Raw genomic sequence first — 22,836 nt, 5'->3', positions numbered from 1 at the left:
TGCTGACCGGTCTTTCACTTCTCATTTCACCTCTTAAGGCCGATCCCGGTCGGAATCCCGGTGGCTAACGCGGACCGTTTCCGTCTCGCTCGTACCCAGCATACGACCCAAATATTCGGCAATTGCGACCGAACGGTGTTTACCGCCGGTACAGCCAATTCCGATAATGACCTGGCTTTTCCCTTCCTTGTGATACTGCGGCAGCAGGAAATGCAGCATATCCAGCAGCTTCGTCAGGAAGACCTGCGTCTCAGGCCACTTCATTACATATTCATATACGTCGCTATCCTGCCCAGTGTGCGGGCGCAGCTGCTCAATATAATGCGGATTGGGCAGGAAACGCACGTCAAACACCAGATCTGCATCAATTGGAATACCATACTTGAAGCCAAAGGAGGTAATATTTACGGATAAATTGCTGCTCTCCAGATGCGCAAATCCAGAGATGATCTTCTCCTTCAGGGCGGAAGGCTTCATATTGCTCGTGTCGATCACCTGGGTGGCCGACGTCTTTAGTTCTTCCAGCATTTTGCGTTCCAGACGGATACCGTCAAGCGGCATGCCCTCCGGAGCCAGTGGATGCCTTCGGCGGCTCTCCTTGTAACGCTGTACCAGTACGGAATCGGTGGCGTCAAGGAACAGGATTTCACACTTAATTGTAAAATGATCTTTGATATAGTTGAGAGATTCGGATAGTGCCGTGAAGAATTCACGACCCCGCAGGTCGATTACAAGCGCCACCTTGGCGATTTTCCCGTTGGACTGCTCAATGAGCTCAGCGAACTTAGGGATAAGCACCGGCGGCAAATTGTCTACACAGAAAAAACCGAGATCCTCCAAGCTTCGTACGGCGAGTGATTTCCCCGCACCCGACATGCCTGTAATAATGATCAAGTTCGCAACCGAAGTTTGTTCCTTGTCCGGCATCTGATTTCCCTCCCTCGCAATCTTCTCTATATATTAACCATCTATTCTTCCAACCCTTAGTGCAGGAACAGACCTGCCGCACCAATCATGCCCGCATCGTTGCCGAGAATGGCAGGAACGATATCCACGCCTTCTTGAAGAGGCTCCGGTGTCAATTTGGCATACACACTGCGCACCTCATTGAACAGGATGTCCCCGGCTTTTGATACACCACCGCCAATTATAAAGCGCTGCGGGTTAAGCACTGCGCTTACGGCTGCAAGCGACTTTCCGAGATAGAACGCCGCACGGTTTACAATGCGAATCGCCGCTTCATCCCCGGATTTGGCCGCATCGAACACATCCTTGGCCATGATGTTCTCCACTTGGGACAAGGAGGTTCGGTCGCCGCGCTCAACGGCATCCTTCGCCATCCGGATCACGCCAGTCGCCGAGGAGACGGTTTCCAGACAGCCCATTTTGCCGCATCCACATTGAATCGCTTCCAAGTCAGGAACCACGGATATATGACCAAGCTCACCGGCCAGACCAGCAAAGCCCTGGTAGATTGCGCCATTCACAATAATTCCGCCGCCAACGCCTGTACCGAGCGTATAGCATACACAGTTGCTTACCCCTTTGCCGGCACCGGCCCATACTTCCCCAAGCGCCGCCACGTTGGCATCGTTATCTATACGGACTGGCTTGCCAAGCCGCTGCTCCAGAATGCTGCGGATATGGAGATCCTTCAAACCTACATTCGGCGCAAAAATAATGATCCCGTCGCGAACATTCGTAAATCCGGCAACCCCGGCGCCAACACCCGCAAGCTGATCCCACTCATACGGGGACTGCTCCACAATGAGACGTACATACCGCTCGATGTTGTCAACGACGGCATCCGGACCTTTCTCAACCTCCGTCGGTCCTTCATAAGTATGAAGCAGCTGGCCTTCCTCATTACAGATGCCGACTTTGATTGCTGTTCCGCCCAGATCGACACCAATGTAGATTTGTTCAGACATTTTACAAGCCACCTTTTTCTCTATAAAATAGTTTGCTCCTACGTACCCACTATAAGCGAACCCACAGCTTCGGTCAAGAGAAGAGGGGCTTCCTAAACCCCTTGTCAGCAAGGCTTTTCTAGATGGAGCAGGCTGGTTGGAAACCCTGAATTTCCTGTGAAAATGACAATATAAATGCGCCCATCTCCCAGCATAGGGATCAAGGCGCTCAGCCATGCTTCTGGATATTGCTGTAAATCATTGGCCGGTGGATTCGTTCAGCTCAGCAGCAATAGGCTACTGGGATAAAATTCTCTTCTGTCCTTCCAGCTCGCGAATTGGAGCGATATTCTGGGTAAATTCAAGCGTGCCAAGGTACTGGCCCTCACTGCCGCGTACCGCAAAATACCGGATATAGACAAATTTATCTTTTACCGGAATCCAGAAATCCTCGGCATCCTTCCGTCCGGCTTTGAAATCAGCAAGCAGCTCATTCACGACATGTACGCTTTGGGGCGGATGACAGTTCTGTACGGTGCGGCCAATGACCGCCTTCGTTCTGGCAAAAATCCGTTCCTTGCCGTGCGAGAAATACCGGACCACATCGTTCTCGTCAATAAACGTGAGGTCCACAGGGAGATGGTTCATGACAGCTTCCAGCTGCTGAACCGACAGGATGCCCGTCTCGAACCGGACGAAGCCGCCTGGAACGCCCTCTTCCTCTGCTTCCGCACCTTCTGGAAGCGGTGCCCGCTCGGGCTTCCATTCCTGTTCCGGAGCTGCCAGGCAGAAGCCAATCTGATCGCTCTCTTTGGCGATCTTGACCCATTCATCCTCGGTCAGCTTCTCCAGTGCCATCGGCAGCAAAATGTTCTCTTCCTTAAAGATCATCTCATTCACCTCGGTAATGGTCCGCTCCAGTGAGGTGAGAATATAAGCCAGGTCTTCTCCTGTAGTGTGGGCCGCGAGCAGGGATTTGGTCTCCTTAATCAGCATCCGGATGCCATCGTCTACTCCCCACATCACTTTGGTCGGACCAAAGATGCCGTACTTCTCGAGATAGGGGAACAACAGATTCTCCTTCCGGCTGTAGTGTTTATCGAGGTCCATCAGCAGATTCAAATCCTCCAGCAGCTTCAAGATGACCGCAGGATCGTCCCCCTTCTTCAGCCGATCCACATGCAGCTGAAGCTTGAAGTTGACCAGACGTTCAATCTCCCGATTCTCCATCTTGAATGTATGAACCGGATGGCCCGGCTGCTCCTCAGGCTTCGACGAGCGGTGAATTTCCTCAATGGAGCCCTTGAATATCGCCGTGTGCACCGAGCATAAGCGCTGCACCTCCGTAACCGGAATCCCCTCTTCCTCCATCAAGGAATGCTCCATTGCCGAAATTTCAGCCACAGTCACATCCCCCACCGCTTGCTCAAACCGGGCTTTAACCTCCTCCACACTCTTGCCCTGATGAAGCTCCTTAATAATCTCTTTAAGCATCTCTTGACGTTTGGTTCGTGAGGCAGCTTCTGTCTCCCGGTTATTAATCAGCTCGCTCATTTCAATTTCCCCCTTGGTAATGACTTATACTTTGTCATGCATTGCTCTTATCTCTACACAATCACTTACACAATCACTTCATAACCCTGGGATTCAAAGGCCGCAATAATGTCTGTCAAAGGAATTTTCCGCATGGCCGCTCCCTTTGGAATCGTCATGAACCTGCCTGCGGTCTGCAGCATTCCGGGCTTGGCGATCTGTGCAAATCCAAGGCCCACCATAATGTCTATAATCTCCGGGTCCGCTGTGCACAGATCGAACAGGCTGGACTGGAAATGAACTTGTTTGGTCATAAAGAACTTCCCCCATTTCAGGCGAAGCAGGCGGCATACCGTAGCTTTGCCTGTACCTTGATATAATTGAGAATTTTTCTCAATTCAAAATTAACATGCTTAAGGGGGAGTGCTTGTGATTGTAGTCACAAGGAGCGGACTTTTTTAACATTCTATTGATTTGGAAAGTGATTTGGAAAGTTTGAGGCCCTGAGCCAACCGGTTTACCCCCGCTTGCAGCAAGCTTAGAATGACCTTTTGTGACTACCTTGTTTCTCGCTCCCTGGAACTTCGTGGTATAATGCAGTCAAATTTGCGGCAGAGCCGGAAAGGAACCTGATTGTGGCTATTCATTTGTTATATGTTGAAGATGATCCCGAGATCGGAAGTTGGGTCAGCCAGGACCTGAAGGACCGGGGATACGAGGTAAAGTGGCTGAAGAGCGGGGAAGGCGCCTTGGACGCGGCGGCGGATGCCCACCTGATTATTCTGGATGTCATGCTGCCGGGACTTGACGGATTCACCGTGGGCCAGCGGCTGAAGCGTAATTATCCGCAGACCCCTATTCTTATGCTGTCAGCTCGTTCTTCCATTGACGATAAACTGCAGGGACTCCAATTCGCGGACGACTACCTGACCAAGCCGTTTCATCCGGATGAGCTTACGGCCCGGATTGAAGTGCTGATCCGGCGGAGCGGTTCCCTAAGCGATCTCCCGCTGGAGCTGGGGCATCTTCGCGTCTACGAACGCGAGAACCGGATCGAACACAAGGACACGGGAGAAGAGATTATACTAACCGGCAAGCAGTTCCAAATCTTCATGTATCTGATCCGGCATCTGGGCCAGATTATGACCAAGGAACAAATCTATGAGGCTGTATGGGGGGACCCGTACCTTGATGGCGATAAAACCTTGATGGTCCACATCCGCTATTTGAGAGAGAAGATTGAGCTTGACCCCGCTGAGCCTAAAATCATCGAGACGATCCGGGGAATCGGGTACCGGGTGAGGGCATGAAGTTCCGCAGGTTTCCCAAATTCCGCTCCTCTCTCTTGTCCCGCTACTTCCTTATTGTTCTGGCGGCACTCCTGTTTGTTCCCGTGGTGATTCCACTTAGCTTCCTAGCAACCTGGCTGATGAACAGCGTTGTCACGACCAGCCAGGAGAAAGCCAACCCGAATTATATTAATTCCGGCTATTTGACGGCTAACTGGCATGACGCAGCCAAGCAGCTTGCCGACGCTTCACCGGACAAAATTAATCAGCGCCTTAAGGAATACAAAAAGAAATATCCTTTTGCCACCATCTTCTGGGTGGATCACAGCGGAGAAACGCATCAGCTGCCCCCTGTCTTAAGGAAACTTCCGGTTCAGTGGTCTTTAGAGGATACGATCCAGTACATGAAAAAGGGCGGCAGTGACGACAACTTCTTCACCGTGGTCGCGTTCATCGGAGATTCTCCTAACAAGCGTCAAGGCTTCATGGGGATTGAGGTGCCTCGCTCCTATTTCGTAAGAGGCGCCAACGACAGTTCAAGCTTCAGTCTGTTTGGAATCACACTGCTCCTGCTGTTTGCTTTCTTCGCGGGGCTCTCTTATCTGTTCTTCCGCGATATTCGCAAGCGGCTGCTTACCCTGGAGTCAGCCATGCATTTCCCTGGCGAGGACGGCCTTCCTCAGAAGATCCACACAGGCAAAGCCGATGAGATCGGAATGCTGGAGCAGTCGTTCAATTACATGGTTGACCAGCTTCGGGAGAGCCGCATTCGTGAGGTCGAGGAAGAGCATCTGCGCAAGCGGCTGGTCAGCAATCTCTCCCATGATCTGAGAACTCCGCTGACCGTGATTGGCAGTCACTTGTATTCCCTGAAGAAGGAGAACCTGTCCGAGCAGGGAAGCCAGTCCCTCACCCTGATGCAGGACAAAATGCGTGACCTCGACCATCTGATCGATCACCTTCTCTCCTACAACCTGCTGACCAGCGGCAAATATGCCATCCATCCGAAGTCTCAGGATATTCTCCGGATCGTCAGGGAGAGCGCGGCCGCCTGGTATCCCCTATGGGAACGGGAAGGGCTTGAGCCTGATATTGATCTGGATGGCGAGTCCCTAATCTGGCCCGTCGATGAGCAGGCTTTCCGCCGGGTTCTGGATAATTTGTTCCAGAACATCGTACGGCATGCCAAGTCAGGCCGCTATATCGGCCTGAGCATAGAGTGCAGTCCAGGCAGACCGGCGGAGCTGGTCATCCATGACCGTGGTCCCGGCATGCTCGCCGAGAGCGGAACTAAGGGAGCCGGCCTTGGCCTCGCCATTGTGAAGCTGTTGCTTAAAGAGATGTCGCTTAAACTAGATATTGACAGCACTACCGAAGGGACTCGCATGCGGATTCACCCTTGATGCGAAGCTGTAAGCCTATAAGCAAGACCGGAAGCGTGATTCGTTACGCTCCGGTCTTTTTTTAAACTAAATTTAAACTCGGTGGACACCGGCTTTTAAACTAACCGATTTATGCTGGTTAACGAGGTGAAGAGAAACCATGAGCGAATATGTAATCAAAACTAACGGTTTAACGAAAAGCTACCGCGGACGGAATGCCGTCAGCGATTTGAATCTGGAGATCAGGAAGGGAGAAATTTACGGTTTCCTCGGTCCGAACGGTGCCGGCAAGACCACAACGATACGTATGCTGCTGGGACTGATTCGTCCGACGAAGGGAACTGTCGAAATTCTCGGAAAGAACTTGAAGAGCGACAAAATTAATATACTGCGCCGGGTCGGATCGCTGGTGGAGTACCCTTCCTATTACGGCCATCTGACTGCGGTCGAGAACCTCGAAGCCATCCGCCGGATCCTGGATGTTCCGAAATCACGCATTGATGAGGTCCTTGAGATTGTATCCCTGACCAAGGAATCCAAACGGGCGGTGAAGGGCTACTCGCTCGGAATGAAGCAGCGCCTGGGAATTGCATCCGCTCTGCTAGGCTCCCCCGAACTCCTGATCCTCGATGAGCCTACGAACGGACTTGATCCATCCGGGATCCACGAAATCCGCGAGCTGATCAAGCAGATGCCGAGGGAGCATGGGATCACAGTCCTCGTCTCCAGCCATTTGCTCGGTGAGGTCGAACAGATGGCCGGAACCGTTGGCATTATCCGCGACGGGCGGATGGTCTTCCAAGACACGATCGCCAATCTGCGGCAGAAGGCGGCCGGCGGAATAGACATCAGAGTGTCGGAAGCTGAATCCGCTCTGTGGCTGGCCAAGGATGCCGGAATTACCGGACAGGCCCAGCAGAATGTGCTGCATGTGGAAGGCCTGGATGACAAGCAAGTTGCTTCCCTGGTCAAGCGGCTCGTTGACAACGGACACTTGATCTACCGCGTAGAGGAGAAGAACAAGTCGCTCGAGGACATCTTCATGGAGGTTATCGGGGAGGTGAAGTCCCTATGATTGGCCGGGCTTTATCCGCTGACTTCCTGAAGATACGCGGCAAAGGAATCTGGTTCCTGATCTTCATTGCCCCCATCGGGCTTGTCGCCATGCAGGCGCTCAATTTCGGACTGCGCTACGAGTTCATGGTCGCCCGCGCCAACGGGAACTTATGGATGTCGATCATTAAGAATATCTTCCTGTTCGTTCCCATGGCCCTGTTCATGGGCAGCACCCTTGTAAGCTCAATGCTTGCTGGCGTTGAACATCAGCTGAGCTCCTGGAAACAGCTCCTGGCGCTGCCGATCTCCCGGACCACAGTGTTCATTTCGAAGTTTCTGGTATGTGTATTCCTGCTGGCCATCTCCTGCTTGGTGCTGTCGTTGGGAGCTCTCTTGCTTGGACTGTGTCTCGGGATCAGCACCCCGGTTCCATGGGCCGAGCTGCTCCGGTTAGGATTCTTTCCTTTCCTTGGCTCACTGCCCGTGCTTGCGCTGCAGCTGTATCTGTCGCTTACATTTAAGAACCAGGCTCTGCCGGTGACACTCGGTCTGGCTATGGCCATATGCTCCCTGTTCACAGGCCAGCTGGCTGATCTCATGCCGCTGAACTGGCCTTCCCTGGCTTTTGCGGCTCCAAACTATATCGTCTACTTATCTGCCGGGGTTGTTCTCGGCCTGCTCATTCTGGCCGTGGCCCTGGTACATTTCAACCGGAAGGACGTGAACTAAATTGAATACATTCATCCGGGTACTTTCGTCCGAACGGCTCAAGATGTCCAAGTCGAATTTGTGGCTGCTGACTTTGGGCAGCCCCTTGCTTGCCCTGCTGGTAGGGCTGCTGACTAATTCCGCAAAGGATGCTTCAGGCTACATGGTGCTGATGTCCACCATGTCCTTGTTCCATGCCCTGCTGTTCCTGCCCATTCTCACCGGCATATTCTCATCTTTCATTTGCCGGTATGAACATGTGGGAGGCGGCTGGAAGTCCCTGCTGTCACTCCCTGTATCGCGGACATCCGTATTCACCGCGAAGTTCCTGATCGTGGCGGCTCTGCTGGCACTAACCCAGCTGCTGTTCCTTGGAAGCTTCTTAATTGCGTCACAAGTCAAAGGCATTCATGAGCCTTTTCCTTGGGCCATGCTTACCCGCAGCATTATAGGGGGCTGGGTAGCCTGTCTGCCGCTGGCGGCTCTTCAGCTCGGATTCTCCTTGCGGTGGGCCAGCTTCGCTGCCCCGCTTGTTGTTAATGTTATTTTTACAGTGCCTAACGTTCTGATCATCAACTCCGATAAAATAAGACCTTTCTATCCTTGGGCACAGCCTATTCAGGCTATGATTCCAGCAAGTTCAACTAACATCGGTTCTTTTGGGTTTAATCTCTCGTTTGAGAGCCTGATGATCACGGTCGTTGGAAGCTTTGTTCTGTTCTTCGCTGCAGGGCTGATCTACTTCAACCGCCGGGAAATTTAGGGAGGGGCCTTCCGTGAGCACAATAAGGAGGTTCATCTGCTGCTGCAAAGCAGCATTACGCGGCTGGACCGTACCTTCCCTTCTGCTTCTCGCTTGTTGCCTGTCTTCGCTGTCTGCTCCAGCTGTTCAAGCAGCCGGATCAGACAGCAGGCCCAACGTAGATTCCAAAATCAACAAGTTCATGGAGACCGCGATGAGCCAGCTGCATATTCCTGGAGCAGCTGTAGGTATCGTGACAAAGGATCAAATCGTCTACTTGAAGGGCTACGGGGTTACAGGGCCTAATCAGACTCCCGTTACTCCGGAGACTTCTTTTGTCCTCGGGTCAACGACCAAGTCATTCACGGCCCTGGCTGTGATGCAGCTGGTTGAAGCAGGCATGATCGACCTGAATGCTCCTGTAACCCAATACCTGCCCTCATTCAAGCTGGCGGATAAGTCAGCCGCCGGGGCCATCCGGGTTCGCGATCTGCTTCACCAGACCAGCGGACTCAGCGAGTATGACGGACGGGTCGGGATGATGAAATGCAACAAGCCGATTAAGGAACATCTGAGGGATTTAAGCACGGTTTCCCTTATAGCGCCCCCTGGTACTGCCTATCAATACTCTAATTTGAACTATAATATCCTGGGTGGAATTATTGAGGCAGTGAGTGGAGAATCGTATGCCAATTATGTACACAAGCATATTTTTCAGCCACTCGACATGAAATACAGTTTTGCTTCCCCAGAGGAAGCCGGAAGTCATCTGGCTACAGGGTACCAATCCCTCATGGGCTATATGATTCCTACGAAGCAGCTTCCCCACACAGGGACGGTTGCATCGGGGTATTTGATCTCAAGTGCAGGGGACTTGGCCCACTACATGATGGCCCAGATGAACCGGGATAAATATTTGGGAACGTCTGTCCTTTCTCCGGGAGGGGTAGAGCAGATGCATGCGCCTGCCACCGACATGGGGGGAGGGGCCTTTTATGGCATGGGCTGGACCATCAAGAATGGAGTAACCTTCCATGATGGGATGACGGAGAATACCTATTCCATGCTGGTTATGGACGGAGATTACGGGATTATATTGCTGACGAACGCACTGGATTACCTGATACCCTATGACCGGATAGCGATAGGTCTCAGCCGTATTCTTCATGGGCAGGACCCGGAAATTAACTCAATTCCATCGGTCAGCCAGACTTATATAAAGGCAGATCTCGCCCTTCTGGCTGTGCTTGCCTATCTAGTCTGGACCTTGAACGGGTTATTCAAGTGGCGGACCCAATATCAATCATCACGCCGGTGGCTGTGCATACATACGGGAATCGTTGGCTTGGTCCACTTGATCCTCCCTATAGCCATACTAATCTATGTTCCCAAGGTGTTTTCAGCTCCATGGCCGGTTGTACAGACATTTCTCCCTGGCTTAGGCCACGTCCTTTATTATCTTCCCATGCTCCTGATTGCCCTGGGCGTGCTGAAAGCGGTGCTGATGTTCCGGAGATGGGCCTTGGCGAAGAATGCAAGTGCAGGCACAAACTCTTGAGGACATATCCTCCTAATTGATACGTATGATTCAGGCAGTTGAAAACTGATATTGTTCACTAACAGCCGGGCATGTTTATTGCCCTGTCACTATCAAGCTATCTAAATTCATTTAGAGGAGATCATTCATATGCTGTCTTTAAAAAGATCATTCAAACTTGTATTAACCCTAACTGTCGGTTTAACGTTAATCCTTCCCGGCCTTTCCTCAGCTGCCCCAGCCAAAAATCAGCAGCAGTGGATCCGGCAGAACAGCCATGAGATTAAATCCCTGGTATCCGACGATTACCGGGATCTGGCCTTCCTGAAGCCGCTGCTTCAGGGGAAGACTGTGGTAAGTCTCGGGGAGAACTTTCACCGGGTAGCCGAGTATAGCAGTGCCAAGACCCGGTTGATCAAATATCTGCACGAAGAGCTCGGGTTCGACGTGATCGCGTTTGAATCGGGCACGGGTGATGCTGCCGCAGCTTGGAGCACCAGAAATAAACTAAGCCCGGAAGAAATGATGGCCGGCTCTATGCTTCAGGTATGGCATTCCCAGGAAACCCTTGAGCTGTTCAAATACATCCAGCAGCAGAGCAAAGGGAAGAGACCTCTCTATTTAGCCGGTTATGATATGCAGTTCACTTCTTATTACTTGACCAACTTTATTGCATCAGGGCTGTATAAGATCGATCCGCAAAGAGGCAAAGACTTCGCTGAAATGGAGATGAAAGCAATCCCCTCCTATTATGGAGTGCTTAACAAATACGGGAGCTTCTCATCCAAGAATGACGCATATAACAAGGAAATAAAACAGGTTATTGATCTCTATGAACCCAAATATAAAGAAACGATCAAGTATATCCAGGAACACCGTCAAGAATTCGCTTCTAAATATCCGGACAATCCCAAAATGACGGATATCATCATCCGTTCCCTGAAAGACCATATTAATTTTCTGAATATGGCCGCTCAACAAGATGTAACACGCTCTTATGAATTCAGAGACAGACTGATGGTGGACAATCTGGAGTGGCAGATGAAGAATTTATATCCCGGCAAAAAGGTGATTCTGTGGGCACATAATGATCATCTGGCCAAGAATACTTCCCAAATTCTAACCAAAGAGAACGGGAAATGGGTTCGCAGCTTCACCAGCATGGGTGAAATGCTCCACAAGAAGCTGAAGGATAAGCTCTATGTTGTTGGTCTGTATATGAACCAAGGCTCGGCCTCTACGATTTCCGCGAACAAGCCTTTTACCATCAAACCTATGCCTAAAGGAAGCCTTGAGAATCTAATGCTCAGCAGCGGGTATAAGAACACCTTCATCGACTTGTCCAGACAGAAGAAAAATTCCCTAAATACCTGGATGTTCAAACCTATGTATGCGGCTGAAGATGGCATGACGGGTGACTTCATTATGCCGAATCAGATGAAGTTTATTCCGAGAGACCAATATGACGGCATTCTTCTTATTGATAAGGTGAAGTCGCCCACACCTGTTGATTTCTCCAAGCTTGCAGCTCCTTCATCGAACTAAGGAGCACATGAACAAGGCCACCCGGCAAGGGGTGGCCTTTGTTTGTGTTTAAGAGTTCGGTTTGTGTTTGTTCAAAATGACAGCCGGGATGCAACGCCACACTGCGCGCAGGGAGCTTCGTGCGGTGCGATTTAAGAACGAATGCCCGCTCCCGTCGCTATTAGTTTCGGATTTCTTTCTTGAATTATTTCCAGGGGATGAAATCCAAAACCAAAGGCGACTGCTAGCGCTTGGCCGTGGATCGTTCGTCTCTTTGCCGGCTTCGGCGAAATCTTCCACCTCAAAACAAACAAATTAAAGCAATAGAAACCGTTCTTTGGTAAAATGGAAGTATGAGGAAACCTATACGGGTAATTCTCAAGTTCAATTTTTATACTAGAAAGTAAGGATGGTCACCATTATGACATTAAAAAAATTGTCCCTGCTGCTGGTTACAGGACTCGGTGTGGCTGCAGCAGCTATTGCTATATTTGCCGCTCCGGGACTGCAGCCGCCATCTGTTCAGGCCTCTTCGTCGTTGCCTTCAGCAGCAGGAAGCGCCTATTCTGAAAACCAGATCAACCTGTTAAGCCACCGGCAGCCTCTTGAGACCCATCATAGCGGTCTGGGAGCCTACACCGGCGAGTATACCAGCTCACCTCTAAATGGCAAGAAATTGACCTTTACGATCAGGAACAACAGCAGCTCATCCGTATATATGACGATTAAGCGAAATCAAGTGAAATTTATAGAGGATATCGCCATCTCCCCAGGTTCGAGCAGAACCCAGGAATTTAAGGAGCTTGCTGCTGAAGGTATCAGCGGCAGTTGGGATATGTATATTTACACGCGTAACGGAGACTTCGTTGATCTCGATATCTCGGCAGAGCAGAGCTGATCGGATAATCGGGCTTCAGTGTGACGCGGATTGGACTTGTGGGTTGGGACTGTGCGCGGTAGTCCATCTCTTAGGGCCTCTCAGCCAGTACTTGTCCGCTTCCTACAATAACAAAGAAGCTGTCCCAACGGCCACGGAAATGGCAGGACAGCTTCTTTGTTATGTGATTTGACCTGCGTTACTGGTCCAGCGTCTCGCTCCAATCGTGCACCATTGCGCCTTCCAGGAACTTCTCGCAATCCATCGCGGCCATACAGCCGGAACCGGCTGCAGTGATGGCCTGGCGGTACTTCGTATCCTGAACGTCCCCACAGGCGAACACGCCAGGGACATTGGTCTCGGTCGTTCCCGGCTTTACCACAATGTAGCCGTGATCATCGGTCTTGATCTGACCACCGAGGAATTTCGTATTCGGAGTATGACCGATTGCCACGAACACCCCGTTCGCCTCAATAAGTTCCTCTTGTCCGCTCTCATTGTTGCGAACCTTCAGCCCTTTTACTCCCTTGTCATCGGTTACCACTTCCAGCGGCGTCCGGTTCAGTGCCCATTTCACCTTCTCATTCTCCCGCGCGCGGTCCTGCATGATCTTCGAGGCGCGGAGCTCATCGCGGCGATGCACCAGAGTCACCTCAGAAGCGAAGCGTGTCAGGAAGCTGGCCTCTTCCATGGCTGAGTCCCCGCCGCCCACCACAATGATCTTCTTCCCGCGGAAGAAGAATCCGTCACAGGTGGCACAGGTGCTGACGCCGCGGCCCACATTGTCCTGCTCCCCCGGAATCCCGAGGTATCTTGCCGAGGCTCCGGTTGAGATAATGACCGTCTCCGCCTGCAGGGCATCCTCTTGGCCTGTTACCTTAACGGAGAATGGCCGCTTGGAGAAGTCGACTTCTTCAACCCAGCCGCTTCGGAACTCAGCGCCGAAGCGTTCCGCTTGCTTGCGCATGTTGTCCATCAGTTCCGGCCCCATAATCCCCTGTGGGAACCCTGGAAAGTTCTCCACTTCCGTGGTAGTCGTCAGCTGTCCGCCTGGTTCCAATCCCTCAATCACCAGCGGCTTCAAATTTGCACGAGCCAAATATATGGCTGCCGTAAGCCCAGACGGGCCGGTTCCGATCACGATTGATTTATACATTATGGATAACCTCCTTGGAATTGGTTTCTCCTGCTTCAGATATTCTTATACCCTTTTGCAACCCTTGCATAAACATTAGAGCCGATCCCGGAATGCGTTATACTATATAAAATGAACTTATGAAGATTACCCTTATGGGGCGCCGCGATGCCGAGTGTTCTTTAAGGCCGCTGTTGTCTCCGAAATGCTTGAACTAGATATCAAATATAAATACCAATCAGACCGAAGGGAAGATTCTTTCCATCTTCTCTTTAATTCCGCATACCTCATCCACACGCCGGGCATACTTGCTTGCCGTAGAAGCCGATACCCCATACCGCTGTGCGACCTCTTCATAAGTAATTGTCCGGCGGTGCATCTTCGCGGTCAGATATTCCAGCGCGGCTGCCCAGCCCGCTATCGTTGTAATAGCAGGAGTCTTGGGATACTGGCGGGACAAGAAGTCGACCCATAAGATCTCCAGATCGTACTGCTGCAGCAGGTTATAGCGCGAATCCATGCCTTGCAGGGCGGTGTCCACCACAGCCTGCCATTCGTCCTCCCAGACTGGAAGATCAGAAGAGATGATCTTCGGATCGACCATCCGGACTTCCTCTTGATCGCGGACCGGCACGCTGTCCTTTACACCCAGACTGCGAAGCACGTACAGCGCCACGCTTTTCAAATACTTCTCTTCTTCCGGCTCCATCAGGAACGCCCGCAGCGCTTCGATAACCTCCACGTCACCAATGCTGCCGAAGGCCTGAATGACCTGCAGCTTGGTTCTCGCGTCCCCATGGCGCAGCGCCCAGAAGAAGGAGGAACGGATCAGCGGGTCTTTCTTCATGCCATCCGGCACACCTGAATCCTGCTTCTCCCACAGCTTGAACTGCTCCTCAAACGGCAGATGATAATGATAGCTGACCTGAAGCCGTTCCCCGCCGGTAAGCTGCTCCTCTTCCAAACGACTTAAGTAGAATTTCGGAATTTCAGCTGCCGGATCGAGCTTCTGTACATGCTGCCAATACTTCTTGGCTTCCGCATAACGGCCCGTATTATATGAAGCCACTGCGGCATAATGGAAGAGACAAGGATCAAAGTTCACCTCATCATCCTTGATGAGACGTTTGAAATGGCCATAGGCCGCTTCATGCTCGCCCAGGATGCCCATCGTGGTAGCCAGCTTGAACACATGCTCCTGGTGAAAAGGAACAATGTTGCGCAGCTGAAGGGTCAGCTCGCCCAGCATCTTCTCATCTCCCTGGTGCTGATAGAAGATCGCCAGGTTGCATAAGCCGTGCAGATTGCCCGGCTCACGTTCAAGCACGTCGTCAATCGCACCTTGGGCCTTGCGGAAGAGGCCCAGATAATAGTAGGCCAACGCCAGATTGTTGCGCGCCGCAAGGAAATCCGGGTTCTTATCCAGAATCTCCTCCAGCAGCTTCGCGGCCTGCGCGAACTTCCCTTCTTCGAGCAGCGCCCGGGCGCTCTCGTGTTCGATCATCCCTTCACGGGCTTTGATGGAGCTGAGCTTCATCGGACGCTCCAGCTCATAGTGGAGGAGATCCATCATTTCCTCCGCCTCGGCCAGGAACTGGCCGCTGACATCCTGCTCCAAATATGTGATTAAGGCCTGTTCAGCCGCTTCAAACTGTTCCATGTTGGCATAGTTATTCGCCAGATAGAAATAACATTCCGTCATGGACGGGTCCACATGCTCCAAAATCGAAGTCAGAACGGCATTAGAGCCTTCATAGTCCCCCATCTCTGACAAAATTCCCGCCATATTGCAATGATTAACCGGGTTCTCCGGTTCATATTCCACAGCCTTGCGAAAATATTTCAATGCCTTGTCGTAATGATAGCGGTCCAGTGAAGAGACGGCTCTCTCAAAGAAAAAGCCCGCATCCATGCGGATGGGCACCACTTTGCGCGGCACACCGCCATTTTGCTGTTTTTTCTCTTTCAAGCAAGGCACCTCCTTCAAGTATCCCTAAAAGTCTCTCAGGTATTATACCATAGAGAGGCCTTTCGTCCCATGATAAAAGAAAAAGCGGGATCTAAGATCCCGCCGACTCACACGCCTATGTCCGTACAACCTCATCAGCTAGCTAATGAGCTCCAATTTCCTTTTTGGACGTATGCAATTGAAAGTAAGATTATGGAGAACTATGAGAAGCGGCCCTCTCAGATCCCGCGGTCTCTGAACAAGGTGGCAATCGAGCCGCCGTCTCGGATAATTTGGATAGCTTGGGAGAGCATAGGGGCTACGGACAGCACATGAAATCTCTCAGGATGCTGCTCAGGCTGGGCGATCGAATCGGTAATTACGACTTCACGGATGTTCGGATGAATGAGACGCGACATGCCGTCAGCCGAGAACAGACCGTGGGAGGCACACACGAATGCATCCTCCGCTCCCCGTTCCTTAAGCCCTTCGACCACGTTCACAATCGTGGAGCCGGTGTCGATCAAATCCTCAATGATGATCGGGGTGTGCCCTTTAACCTCTCCAATCACATGGGTGATCACCGACTGGTTATGGCCCGGTCTCTTCTTAATCATCATGGCAAAAGGGGCATCCAGACCGCTTGCCAGCTTCTCGGCCATAGAAGCCCGACCGGCATCCGGCGAGACCACTACCGGGTTCGTAATTTCCTTCGACTTCAGATAGGTAGTCATAATATCCAAGGTCGTCAAATGATCGACCGGAATGTTGAAGAAGCCTTGAATCGCAGGCGCATGCAGATCGATCGTAACCACACGGGTTGCCCCTGCGGTGGTCAGCACGTCGGCCACCATTTTAGCGGAGATCGGTTCTCTTGGGGCGGATTTACGCTCCTGCCGGGCATAGCCGTAATAAGGCATGATAATATTCACTGTACGGGCAGAAGCCCGCTTGGCCGCATCAATCATAACCAGAAGCTCTACGAACATCTCGTTAATCGGATGGGAGAGCGATTGTACCAGGAACACGTCCGAATTCCGGATGCTCTCCTCGTAATGGACGTAGACCTCGCCGCTTTTGAACCGGGATAGCTCAATCTTGCCCAAAGGCACGCCAAGCCGCTCACAAATCTGTGCCGCCAGCTTCGGATTGGATGAACCGCTGAAAATTTGCAGCCTGGTTTGCATGGGAACCTCCTCTATCACTTCGCAGTTATCTAAGATGATTTGATGTATTCGCTTACTTCTTAAGTATACAACAAATTTTCCGGCCCGCAAAAGCATCCCCGCCTATCTAGCAAATCTCCCCTTAAGTGAATTTTCAGCCACCCCCTATATAAAATGAACTTATGAAAGTTACCCTTTAGGGCGCTGCGATGCCGAGTGTTCTTTAAGGCCGCTGTTGTCTCCGAAATCCTTGAAATAGATATCCTGTGGGGCATTTCGGAGACAAAGGCGGACGCTACGCTTCTTCAGAATCACTCGGGATCGAAGCTGAGACCGGGAAGTTCTAAAGTTCATTTTATATAGTAGCAAAAAAACTCTCCATAGCCTCATAGGCTAAGAGAGCTTTTTAGCAGTCGGGAAGGGTTTCAAGCACGATCCTTAAACCTTCATCTACACGAAGTTTCTTGTGTCATTATTCCGGCCGAATTTATATGAGGCTATCAGGAAGAACATCAGTCCGAATGCAAACAGAAGCATCATATTGAACCACAAGCTGCCAAGCGCAGCCCCCGACTGAAGCTTCTCAAAGGATTCCAACACCCAGTTCTGAGGCAGGAAATCGGCAATCCGCCGAACCGCATTCGGCATGATCTCTAGCGGAATGAAACACCCGGAGAGCAGACAGGTTGGCATTACGATAAAGTTCTGCAAGGCTCCCGCTCCCGCACTATTCTTGGAGAAGGCAACGACAACCAGGGAAATTCCCACGGATGTCAGAGAGAATAGTCCAAGAATAACCAGCATCGGTCCAATTCCCATTCCTACATTCAGCTTGAACACATAAATCAGGAAGAACAAGGCCACAAGAATCTGGGCGAACATGACACAAAGGTTCACGAATATATTCGAAAGCACGTAGGTTCGTGCACTAATCGGTGAGGACAGAATCCGGAAATAGGTCCTGTTCTCCCGGTTCACCAGAATCAACTCCGACAAATTCACCGCGGATGTCATCATGAACATGATCAGAAATCCAATAGATTGATAGGACATGCGCTTGGCCCCGGAGATATCGGTAACCGTATTTACAGCAAGCTTGAAATTGGCAGACTGGAATCCGGCATACAGCTTGTCGAACTTCGGCTGGTCACTGCCCGCGATGCGGCTGATGGCCGAAATATTGTCCATATATTGATTCAGCATCGCTTTAATATAGGACGTAACAGTGGCCCCTTTTACCGACTGAATCCCAACATGTCCCAGCTTGCCGGAGCGCAGCCCTTCGGAATAACCACGTTCAAGCACGATTCCAGTATCCAGATTTCCTGAAGCCAGCTCATTCCTCAGCTCGCCCGCATCCATCTCCACCAGCTTAACGTCTTTCAGATTGCCAACCATACGCACCGTGTCAGCTGCCAGCCGCTCACTACCGTCCCCGTTCACAATCCCGACCCGCAACAGAGGCTGCCCGGCCCCCCCATACAACAGGGTCGATACCAGGATTCCCGCCACCGGCAGACCGAAGAACAGCACCCAACTGGACTTCTTGCGGAACGTTCTCTGGAGCGTGCTCAGCATCAGCCATACTATATCTTTGATCATCCTAAAATCCCTCCTTACGCCGCATGAACACGGCAGATACAGCCAGAAGCAGCACCGCGAGGCCGATATTTAAGCTGATGGCAGGCCATGCGGCGGATACAGAAGGCTTATATACCATTTCAAGAAGCGCCCGATTCGTCCAATAGATTGGCGACATCCGGGTAATATAACTGGTCACACTAGAGCCTGAGGCATCACCAACAGGGAAGTAGGCACCTCCGAAGAATGAGGCTAGCTGTACGAACAGCATGATCAATCCGCTGGATGCGTTGCCTTTGAACAAATAACTGACCCCAAGCCCAAGGCTTACCGCCATGACCACCTCTGTCAGCAGCAGCAAGAGCGCCAGCCACAGATGTTCTCCCCAATAAGCGCCGAACGCAAACTTACTGACCAGAACCACAATCAGAACACACAAGAAATTCTGAACAATACTGCCAAGCACTTTCCCCGCAAAAACTTCACTGCGCCGTACCGGTGCAGCGGCCAGACGCGGTGCGGTCCCCCTGGTGATCTCGCTGCGGATCAATCGTACGGCCGACATCGCGCCCCACAGTCCGACCATGACTGACATCGCAAGCGCATAATAATCCATGGAGCCTGGCTGTCTGTTGGCAAGGATAGAGGTCTCCTTAATATAACCGCTCCTACCCTGGCTATCGGTATCAAACAATTGGGAGACTTTCGCAGGCTCGATCTTGGCTACCGCCGCTGCAGCGTTGTATTTGTCTGTGAACGCCTGCAGCATACCTTGAATCACATTGCCTTCAATCGCGCTCCGGTTGTTCCCATATAACGAAATCCCCGAATCGCTCAGTTCCATATAACTGGCATAATGATTCTGCCGGATTTCCTCCACTCCGTTCATCCCGCTCTTCAAGCTCACGAACTCGATGCCCGACTTCTTCATCTCTCCGGTGAAGGTTTCGAATGCGGTGGACAGCACCCCGCTGCTGCTGTTCTTCACCAGCACCTTCATCTCGCCCAGACTTACGCTGTTCGTGAAAGCATTGGAAAGCGCCAGGCCTAGAATGAGCATCAAGACTAGGGGAAAAGCAAGCATAAACACCAAAGTCCGCATATCCCGGAAGTCCTGCTTGATCTCCTTCACGGCAATTGTCAATATATTTCTCATGGTCCCTACCCTCCTCTACACGCGGGCTAATCCCGCAAGTTGCGCCCGGTCAGAGTCAGGAACACCGTCTCCAGGTTCGGCTCCTGTTCTTCCACCGCCCGGATCTCTGCTCCGCTGTCCATCAGCTGTTTTAAGATACGGTTCAGGTTGTCTACCGCGGCATCACTATGAATGCGGATCACCGGCTCGTGATCATCCAGCTTTACTGTACGCACGCCCGGAATCAGGCGGAGCTGATCTTCAGCCACCTCTACCAGCGACTTCACTTCAATCCGGATATCCTTCACATCCGTAATCGTAGCCGTAAGCTGTTCCTTCGTCCCCTCAGCAATGATCTTGCCATGATCCACGATAGCGATGCGGGAGCAGATCTCCTCAACTTCCTCCATGTAATGGCTGGTATAAATAATCGTACATCCGTCCTCGTTAAGCTTTCTGACCGAATTCAGAATGTAATTCCGTGATTGAGGGTCGATCCCCACCGTAGGTTCATCCATAATAATCAGCTTCGGCTTGTGGGCCAAGGCGCAAGCGATGTTCAGCCGTCGCTTCATCCCACCAGAGAAGTTCTTCGGGTAACCTTTGGCCTTGTCAGCCAGACCCACGAACTCCAGCGCTTCCTCCGTTCTGGCTTTCAGCTCTGCTCCCCGCAAGCCATACAGCCCGCCGAAAAAGCTGACATTCTCATAAGCTGTCATATCCTCGTAGATTGCCAAGTCCTGTGGAACAATGCCCAAATTCAGCTTGGCAAAACGGCTCATCTTGGCAATGTCTTTATCCAATATCTTAATCTCGCCGCTGGTTGGACGCAGCAGGGAGGAGATCATGTTGATCGTTGTGCTCTTTCCAGCGCCATTCGCCCCGAGAAAGCCGAAGATTTCCCCCTCGCCAATCGTGAGGGACATGTTGTCCACGGCGATGAAATTGCCGAATTTTTTGGTAAGCCCCCGAATCTCCAATACGTTCATTCACGTTCACTCCTTAAAATCAATATAAGCTTAGTTAACGTCGGTACCGTTATTTCCTGTCTCCATCATAAAGAAAAAGGACGCCCTTATGTCAGTGCATAAGTTCATCCTTTGAACATGAAGAAATTCATATTTTTGAGGCCCCTGTGTTCATATTTCCTATGAACATATTCACACTGTCCCATGGGGAATCAGAGTAGTCACGCGGAAACCACCCGTCCCATCGGCTATCACTGTGCCCTGGACGGCCGCAGTCCGCTCCTCCATGCCGATCAGCCCAAGACCCTTCACAATCTTCGGGTTACCTTGACCATTGTCTGACACAACCGCTTTAACCAAGCGGTTCAGCACACGGATCTCCACATGCACCGCCGTTGCCTGCGCATATTTGGCCGTATTGGTCAGGGCTTCGATTACATTCGCCTGAATAATCTGCCATTGCAGCGGAGTAATCACTCCCATATCCCCTTCATGCACCAACGTGGTCTGTAGACCCGTGCGTGAACCGAAGCTCTCTACAGCCGCCTTAAGACGGCTGAATCCCAACTGCTCAATCGGTGGCTTGATATTCTTAAGCGTGAGCCGGATCTCCTCGATCCCCTCTTTGGAAATTCCAATAGCATTCTGAAGAAGCTCCTCGGCTTTGTCCGGGTGAGACATAAGCAGCCGCTTCGCAGCCTCCATCTGAATCAGTGCACCCGTCATAGCATGTCCGATCCCGTCATGGATCGTCTGCGACAGCCGGTTCCTTTCCTCCAGCTTGTTCATATACTCGGACGTCCGGATAAGCTCCTGATTCTCGCTCAGCATCCGGGACAGCCGCTGGCGGTCCGATCTTTGAACTTCCGCCTGCTCCTCCAGCTGAATAACCTGCTTCATATAATGCCGGACTATGACGAAGTTACAGCAGCTTAGCAATGTCACAAACAAATAAAGCCCAATCATTGTGAAATCCCTCAGGAATACCGCTGGAAGCAGAGCCACAGGCAGAACCAGCAGATCGCGCCGGACATGAAAGGTGGCCAACTCATAAAGACTGAAAGGCAGCAGAAGCAGCACATAGATATCCACACTTGCTGACATGGCCAGCACACCTGCAATGATGCACATAAGCAGTCCCTGCTTCACTCTCGGGTCCTTTAACGTGTGAAGCAGCAAATTCATAGATATATACAGTACGAAATAGAATACAAGCCACAGCGAAGCATGCGCAGTCCCGAAATAAGAAATGTATACCACGAAGAACAAAACACAGAGCTTGTTCCCGACTGTCCATAGTTCCATATCAAGCCCAACCTCCCGGCATTAGCGGACCCGACCCGTCAAATAATAGATAGCAATTTGCGTACGGTGCTCTAGCAGGGTCTTGCCCAGGATGGAAGTGATATAATTGGCGGTTGTGCCCTCCGAGATAAACAGTTCTTTGGATATTTCCTTATTGGAGAGCCCACGAGCCACAAGGGACATCACGCCCAGCTCCCGCTCGGTAAAGGGGCTGGGGTCAAACGGTAACCCCTTCGTCTCTGATTGCCCGTGAACCTCATTCTGGCTAGTACTCCCTTGGGCATAGCCAGCCTCCAGCGACGTTGTCGTGCCAGCTCTTCCCGGCCCACCTGCCGGAGCAGCCGACCTTTTTGTCTCCGCTTCGTCCGCAGAACGTCCTTCCGCCGTTTCGGACTTGGATGCCGTGTCTACCGGCCGGAGCAGGTCCATTGACGATTTCAGCTTGTCCAGCACCACATCCTGTAACACGTTGTTTCCGCTATGTACGCTCTTGATCGCATCCCGGATGCGTTCGGGATCATTATTTTTGAGAAGATAGCCCTTCGCCCCGTAGCGAATGGCATCGAGTATGTATTCATCATCATCGAACGTGGTCAAGATCATCGGGCGGGTCTTGGTCTCCAGGGTCAGCCTTCTTGTGGCTTCCACCCCGTTCATTACGGGCATCCGTACATCGAGCAGTGCCACATCAACGTCCTGGCTTTTGCAGAAATCCACTGCTTCCTGCCCATTCTCCACTGTGGCGAGCACATCAAAATCCCCAAATGTCGACAGAATGATCCGCATGCCTTCCCGGATGAATGAGTTGTCGTCCGCAATCAGTACTTTGATTTTCACTATACTCCACTCCCTTGTGGGAATAATTGTACATGATGACAAGCGCGTATTGGAAGAAGAAAAGCTCATTAGCCTTGCTTCTATATAAAATGAACTTTAGAATTAACCGATCTCAGCGGAGAGGCCGAGTGATTCTGAAGAAGCGGAGCGTCCGCCTTTGTCTCCGAAATGTCCTACTGATATCTAGTTCAAGCATTTCGGAG

General features: G+C 51.5%; 20 protein-coding genes. 8 read left to right on the top strand and 12 right to left on the bottom strand.

Features of this window, described 5'->3' with window-relative positions:
- Positions 1–33: 33 nt before the first annotated feature.
- The 4 genes from rapZ to KJS63_RS24215 all read right to left on the bottom strand — a co-directional run bounded on the left by rapZ (position 34) and on the right by KJS63_RS24215 (position 3,757).
- Positions 34–927, bottom strand: coding sequence for an RNase adapter RapZ (gene rapZ, locus KJS63_RS24230; RefSeq protein WP_068612985.1), 894 nt, complete (start codon positions 925–927; stop codon positions 34–36).
- Positions 928–983: 56 nt separating this feature from the next.
- Complete coding sequence (locus KJS63_RS24225) at positions 984–1,931, bottom strand: ROK family glucokinase (RefSeq protein WP_213621445.1); 948 nt, start codon at positions 1,929–1,931, stop codon at positions 984–986.
- A 276-nt stretch (positions 1,932–2,207) separates the two neighbouring features.
- Positions 2,208–3,464 carry a DUF438 domain-containing protein gene (locus KJS63_RS24220; RefSeq protein ID WP_213621444.1) on the bottom strand — a complete coding sequence of 419 codons (1,257 nt, stop codon included), beginning with the start codon at positions 3,462–3,464 and terminating at the stop codon, positions 2,208–2,210.
- A 65-nt stretch (positions 3,465–3,529) separates the two neighbouring features.
- Positions 3,530–3,757, bottom strand: coding sequence for a DUF1858 domain-containing protein (locus KJS63_RS24215; protein ID WP_213621443.1), 228 nt, complete (start codon positions 3,755–3,757; stop codon positions 3,530–3,532).
- 321 nt (positions 3,758–4,078) lie between these two features.
- Here KJS63_RS24215 and KJS63_RS24210 point away from each other — a divergent pair, with 321 nt between their 5' ends.
- The 8 genes from KJS63_RS24210 (at position 4,079) to KJS63_RS24175 (ending at position 12,579) form a co-directional block, all read left to right on the top strand.
- Entirely contained in the window at positions 4,079–4,753 is a 675-nt protein-coding gene (locus KJS63_RS24210; protein WP_213621442.1) for a response regulator transcription factor, read from the top strand.
- Positions 4,750–6,135 carry a HAMP domain-containing sensor histidine kinase gene (locus tag KJS63_RS24205; protein WP_213621441.1) on the top strand — a complete coding sequence of 462 codons (1,386 nt, stop codon included), beginning with the start codon at positions 4,750–4,752 and terminating at the stop codon, positions 6,133–6,135. Before KJS63_RS24210 ends, KJS63_RS24205 begins: the two co-directional genes overlap by 4 nt.
- 139 nt (positions 6,136–6,274) lie before the next feature.
- A complete protein-coding gene (locus tag KJS63_RS24200; RefSeq protein WP_213621440.1) occupies positions 6,275–7,189 on the top strand; it encodes an ABC transporter ATP-binding protein in 915 nt (304 codons plus the stop codon).
- Positions 7,186–7,899 carry an ABC transporter permease gene (locus KJS63_RS24195; RefSeq protein ID WP_068612962.1) on the top strand — a complete coding sequence of 238 codons (714 nt, stop codon included), beginning with the start codon at positions 7,186–7,188 and terminating at the stop codon, positions 7,897–7,899. Before KJS63_RS24200 ends, KJS63_RS24195 begins: the two co-directional genes overlap by 4 nt.
- A 1-nt stretch (position 7,900) precedes the next feature.
- The gene (locus KJS63_RS24190; RefSeq protein WP_213621439.1) at positions 7,901–8,641 is read left to right on the top strand and encodes an ABC transporter permease; all 741 of its coding nucleotides are present in this window, start codon (positions 7,901–7,903) and stop codon (positions 8,639–8,641) included.
- Between the two features lie 13 nt (positions 8,642–8,654).
- The gene (locus KJS63_RS24185; protein ID WP_213621438.1) at positions 8,655–10,178 is read left to right on the top strand and encodes a serine hydrolase domain-containing protein; all 1,524 of its coding nucleotides are present in this window, start codon (positions 8,655–8,657) and stop codon (positions 10,176–10,178) included.
- Between the two features lie 129 nt (positions 10,179–10,307).
- A complete protein-coding gene (locus tag KJS63_RS24180; protein WP_213621437.1) occupies positions 10,308–11,702 on the top strand; it encodes an erythromycin esterase family protein in 1,395 nt (464 codons plus the stop codon).
- 400 nt (positions 11,703–12,102) lie between these two features.
- The gene (locus KJS63_RS24175; RefSeq protein ID WP_213621436.1) at positions 12,103–12,579 is read left to right on the top strand and encodes a hypothetical protein; all 477 of its coding nucleotides are present in this window, start codon (positions 12,103–12,105) and stop codon (positions 12,577–12,579) included.
- Positions 12,580–12,757: 178 nt separating this feature from the next.
- Here the strand turns inward: KJS63_RS24175 and trxB are convergent, their stop codons facing one another.
- The 8 genes from trxB to KJS63_RS24135 form a co-directional block, all read right to left on the bottom strand.
- On the bottom strand, positions 12,758–13,714 hold the full coding sequence (trxB, locus tag KJS63_RS24170) for a thioredoxin-disulfide reductase (RefSeq protein ID WP_068612950.1): 957 nt from the start codon (positions 13,712–13,714) through the stop codon (positions 12,758–12,760).
- Positions 13,715–13,931: 217 nt separating this feature from the next.
- Positions 13,932–15,662, bottom strand: coding sequence for a tetratricopeptide repeat protein (locus KJS63_RS24165; RefSeq protein WP_374706312.1), 1,731 nt, complete (start codon positions 15,660–15,662; stop codon positions 13,932–13,934).
- 218 nt (positions 15,663–15,880) lie between these two features.
- Positions 15,881–16,828, bottom strand: a complete 948-nt coding sequence (locus tag KJS63_RS24160) for a ribose-phosphate diphosphokinase (protein ID WP_213621435.1) — start codon at positions 16,826–16,828, stop codon at positions 15,881–15,883.
- A 429-nt stretch (positions 16,829–17,257) separates the two neighbouring features.
- Complete coding sequence (locus KJS63_RS24155; RefSeq protein WP_213621434.1) at positions 17,258–18,409, bottom strand: ABC transporter permease; 1,152 nt, start codon at positions 18,407–18,409, stop codon at positions 17,258–17,260.
- A 1-nt stretch (position 18,410) separates the two neighbouring features.
- On the bottom strand, positions 18,411–19,544 hold the full coding sequence (locus KJS63_RS24150; RefSeq protein ID WP_213621433.1) for an ABC transporter permease: 1,134 nt from the start codon (positions 19,542–19,544) through the stop codon (positions 18,411–18,413).
- Positions 19,545–19,570: 26 nt separating this feature from the next.
- A complete protein-coding gene (locus KJS63_RS24145) occupies positions 19,571–20,512 on the bottom strand; it encodes an ABC transporter ATP-binding protein (RefSeq protein ID WP_213621432.1) in 942 nt (313 codons plus the stop codon).
- Positions 20,513–20,683: 171 nt separating this feature from the next.
- Positions 20,684–21,796 carry a sensor histidine kinase gene (locus KJS63_RS24140; RefSeq protein WP_213621431.1) on the bottom strand — a complete coding sequence of 371 codons (1,113 nt, stop codon included), beginning with the start codon at positions 21,794–21,796 and terminating at the stop codon, positions 20,684–20,686.
- Positions 21,797–21,817: 21 nt separating this feature from the next.
- Positions 21,818–22,633 carry a response regulator transcription factor gene (locus KJS63_RS24135; protein WP_213621430.1) on the bottom strand — a complete coding sequence of 272 codons (816 nt, stop codon included), beginning with the start codon at positions 22,631–22,633 and terminating at the stop codon, positions 21,818–21,820.
- Between the last annotated feature and the right edge of the window lie 203 nt (positions 22,634–22,836).

Origin of the sequence: Paenibacillus sp. J22TS3, assembly GCF_018403205.1 — a bacterium.
Classification (GTDB): domain Bacteria; phylum Bacillota; class Bacilli; order Paenibacillales; family Paenibacillaceae; genus Fontibacillus; species Fontibacillus tuaregi.
This window is presented reverse-complemented; position numbering and strand designations above follow the sequence as displayed.

What these genes read in the sequence shown, in the direction of transcription:
- KJS63_RS24160 (WP_213621435.1), bottom strand. Translation starts at nt 16,828, where the DNA reads ATGCAAACCAGGCTGCAAATTTTCAGCGGTTCATCCAATCCGAAGCTG.
- trxB (WP_068612950.1), bottom strand. Translation starts at nt 13,714, where the DNA reads ATGTATAAATCAATCGTGATCGGAACCGGCCCGTCTGGGCTTACGGCA.
- KJS63_RS24145 (WP_213621432.1), bottom strand. Translation starts at nt 20,512, where the DNA reads ATGAACGTATTGGAGATTCGGGGGCTTACCAAAAAATTCGGCAATTTC.
- KJS63_RS24205 (WP_213621441.1), top strand. Translation starts at nt 4,750, where the DNA reads ATGAAGTTCCGCAGGTTTCCCAAATTCCGCTCCTCTCTCTTGTCCCGC.
- KJS63_RS24225 (WP_213621445.1), bottom strand. Translation starts at nt 1,931, where the DNA reads ATGTCTGAACAAATCTACATTGGTGTCGATCTGGGCGGAACAGCAATC.
- KJS63_RS24140 (WP_213621431.1), bottom strand. Translation starts at nt 21,796, where the DNA reads ATGGAACTATGGACAGTCGGGAACAAGCTCTGTGTTTTGTTCTTCGTG.
- KJS63_RS24180 (WP_213621437.1), top strand. Translation starts at nt 10,308, where the DNA reads ATGCTGTCTTTAAAAAGATCATTCAAACTTGTATTAACCCTAACTGTC.
- KJS63_RS24155 (WP_213621434.1), bottom strand. Translation starts at nt 18,409, where the DNA reads ATGATCAAAGATATAGTATGGCTGATGCTGAGCACGCTCCAGAGAACG.
- KJS63_RS24215 (WP_213621443.1), bottom strand. Translation starts at nt 3,757, where the DNA reads ATGACCAAACAAGTTCATTTCCAGTCCAGCCTGTTCGATCTGTGCACA.
- KJS63_RS24200 (WP_213621440.1), top strand. Translation starts at nt 6,275, where the DNA reads ATGAGCGAATATGTAATCAAAACTAACGGTTTAACGAAAAGCTACCGC.
- rapZ (WP_068612985.1), bottom strand. Translation starts at nt 927, where the DNA reads ATGCCGGACAAGGAACAAACTTCGGTTGCGAACTTGATCATTATTACA.
- KJS63_RS24195 (WP_068612962.1), top strand. Translation starts at nt 7,186, where the DNA reads ATGATTGGCCGGGCTTTATCCGCTGACTTCCTGAAGATACGCGGCAAA.
- KJS63_RS24150 (WP_213621433.1), bottom strand. Translation starts at nt 19,544, where the DNA reads ATGAGAAATATATTGACAATTGCCGTGAAGGAGATCAAGCAGGACTTC.
- KJS63_RS24220 (WP_213621444.1), bottom strand. Translation starts at nt 3,464, where the DNA reads ATGAGCGAGCTGATTAATAACCGGGAGACAGAAGCTGCCTCACGAACC.
- KJS63_RS24175 (WP_213621436.1), top strand. Translation starts at nt 12,103, where the DNA reads ATGACATTAAAAAAATTGTCCCTGCTGCTGGTTACAGGACTCGGTGTG.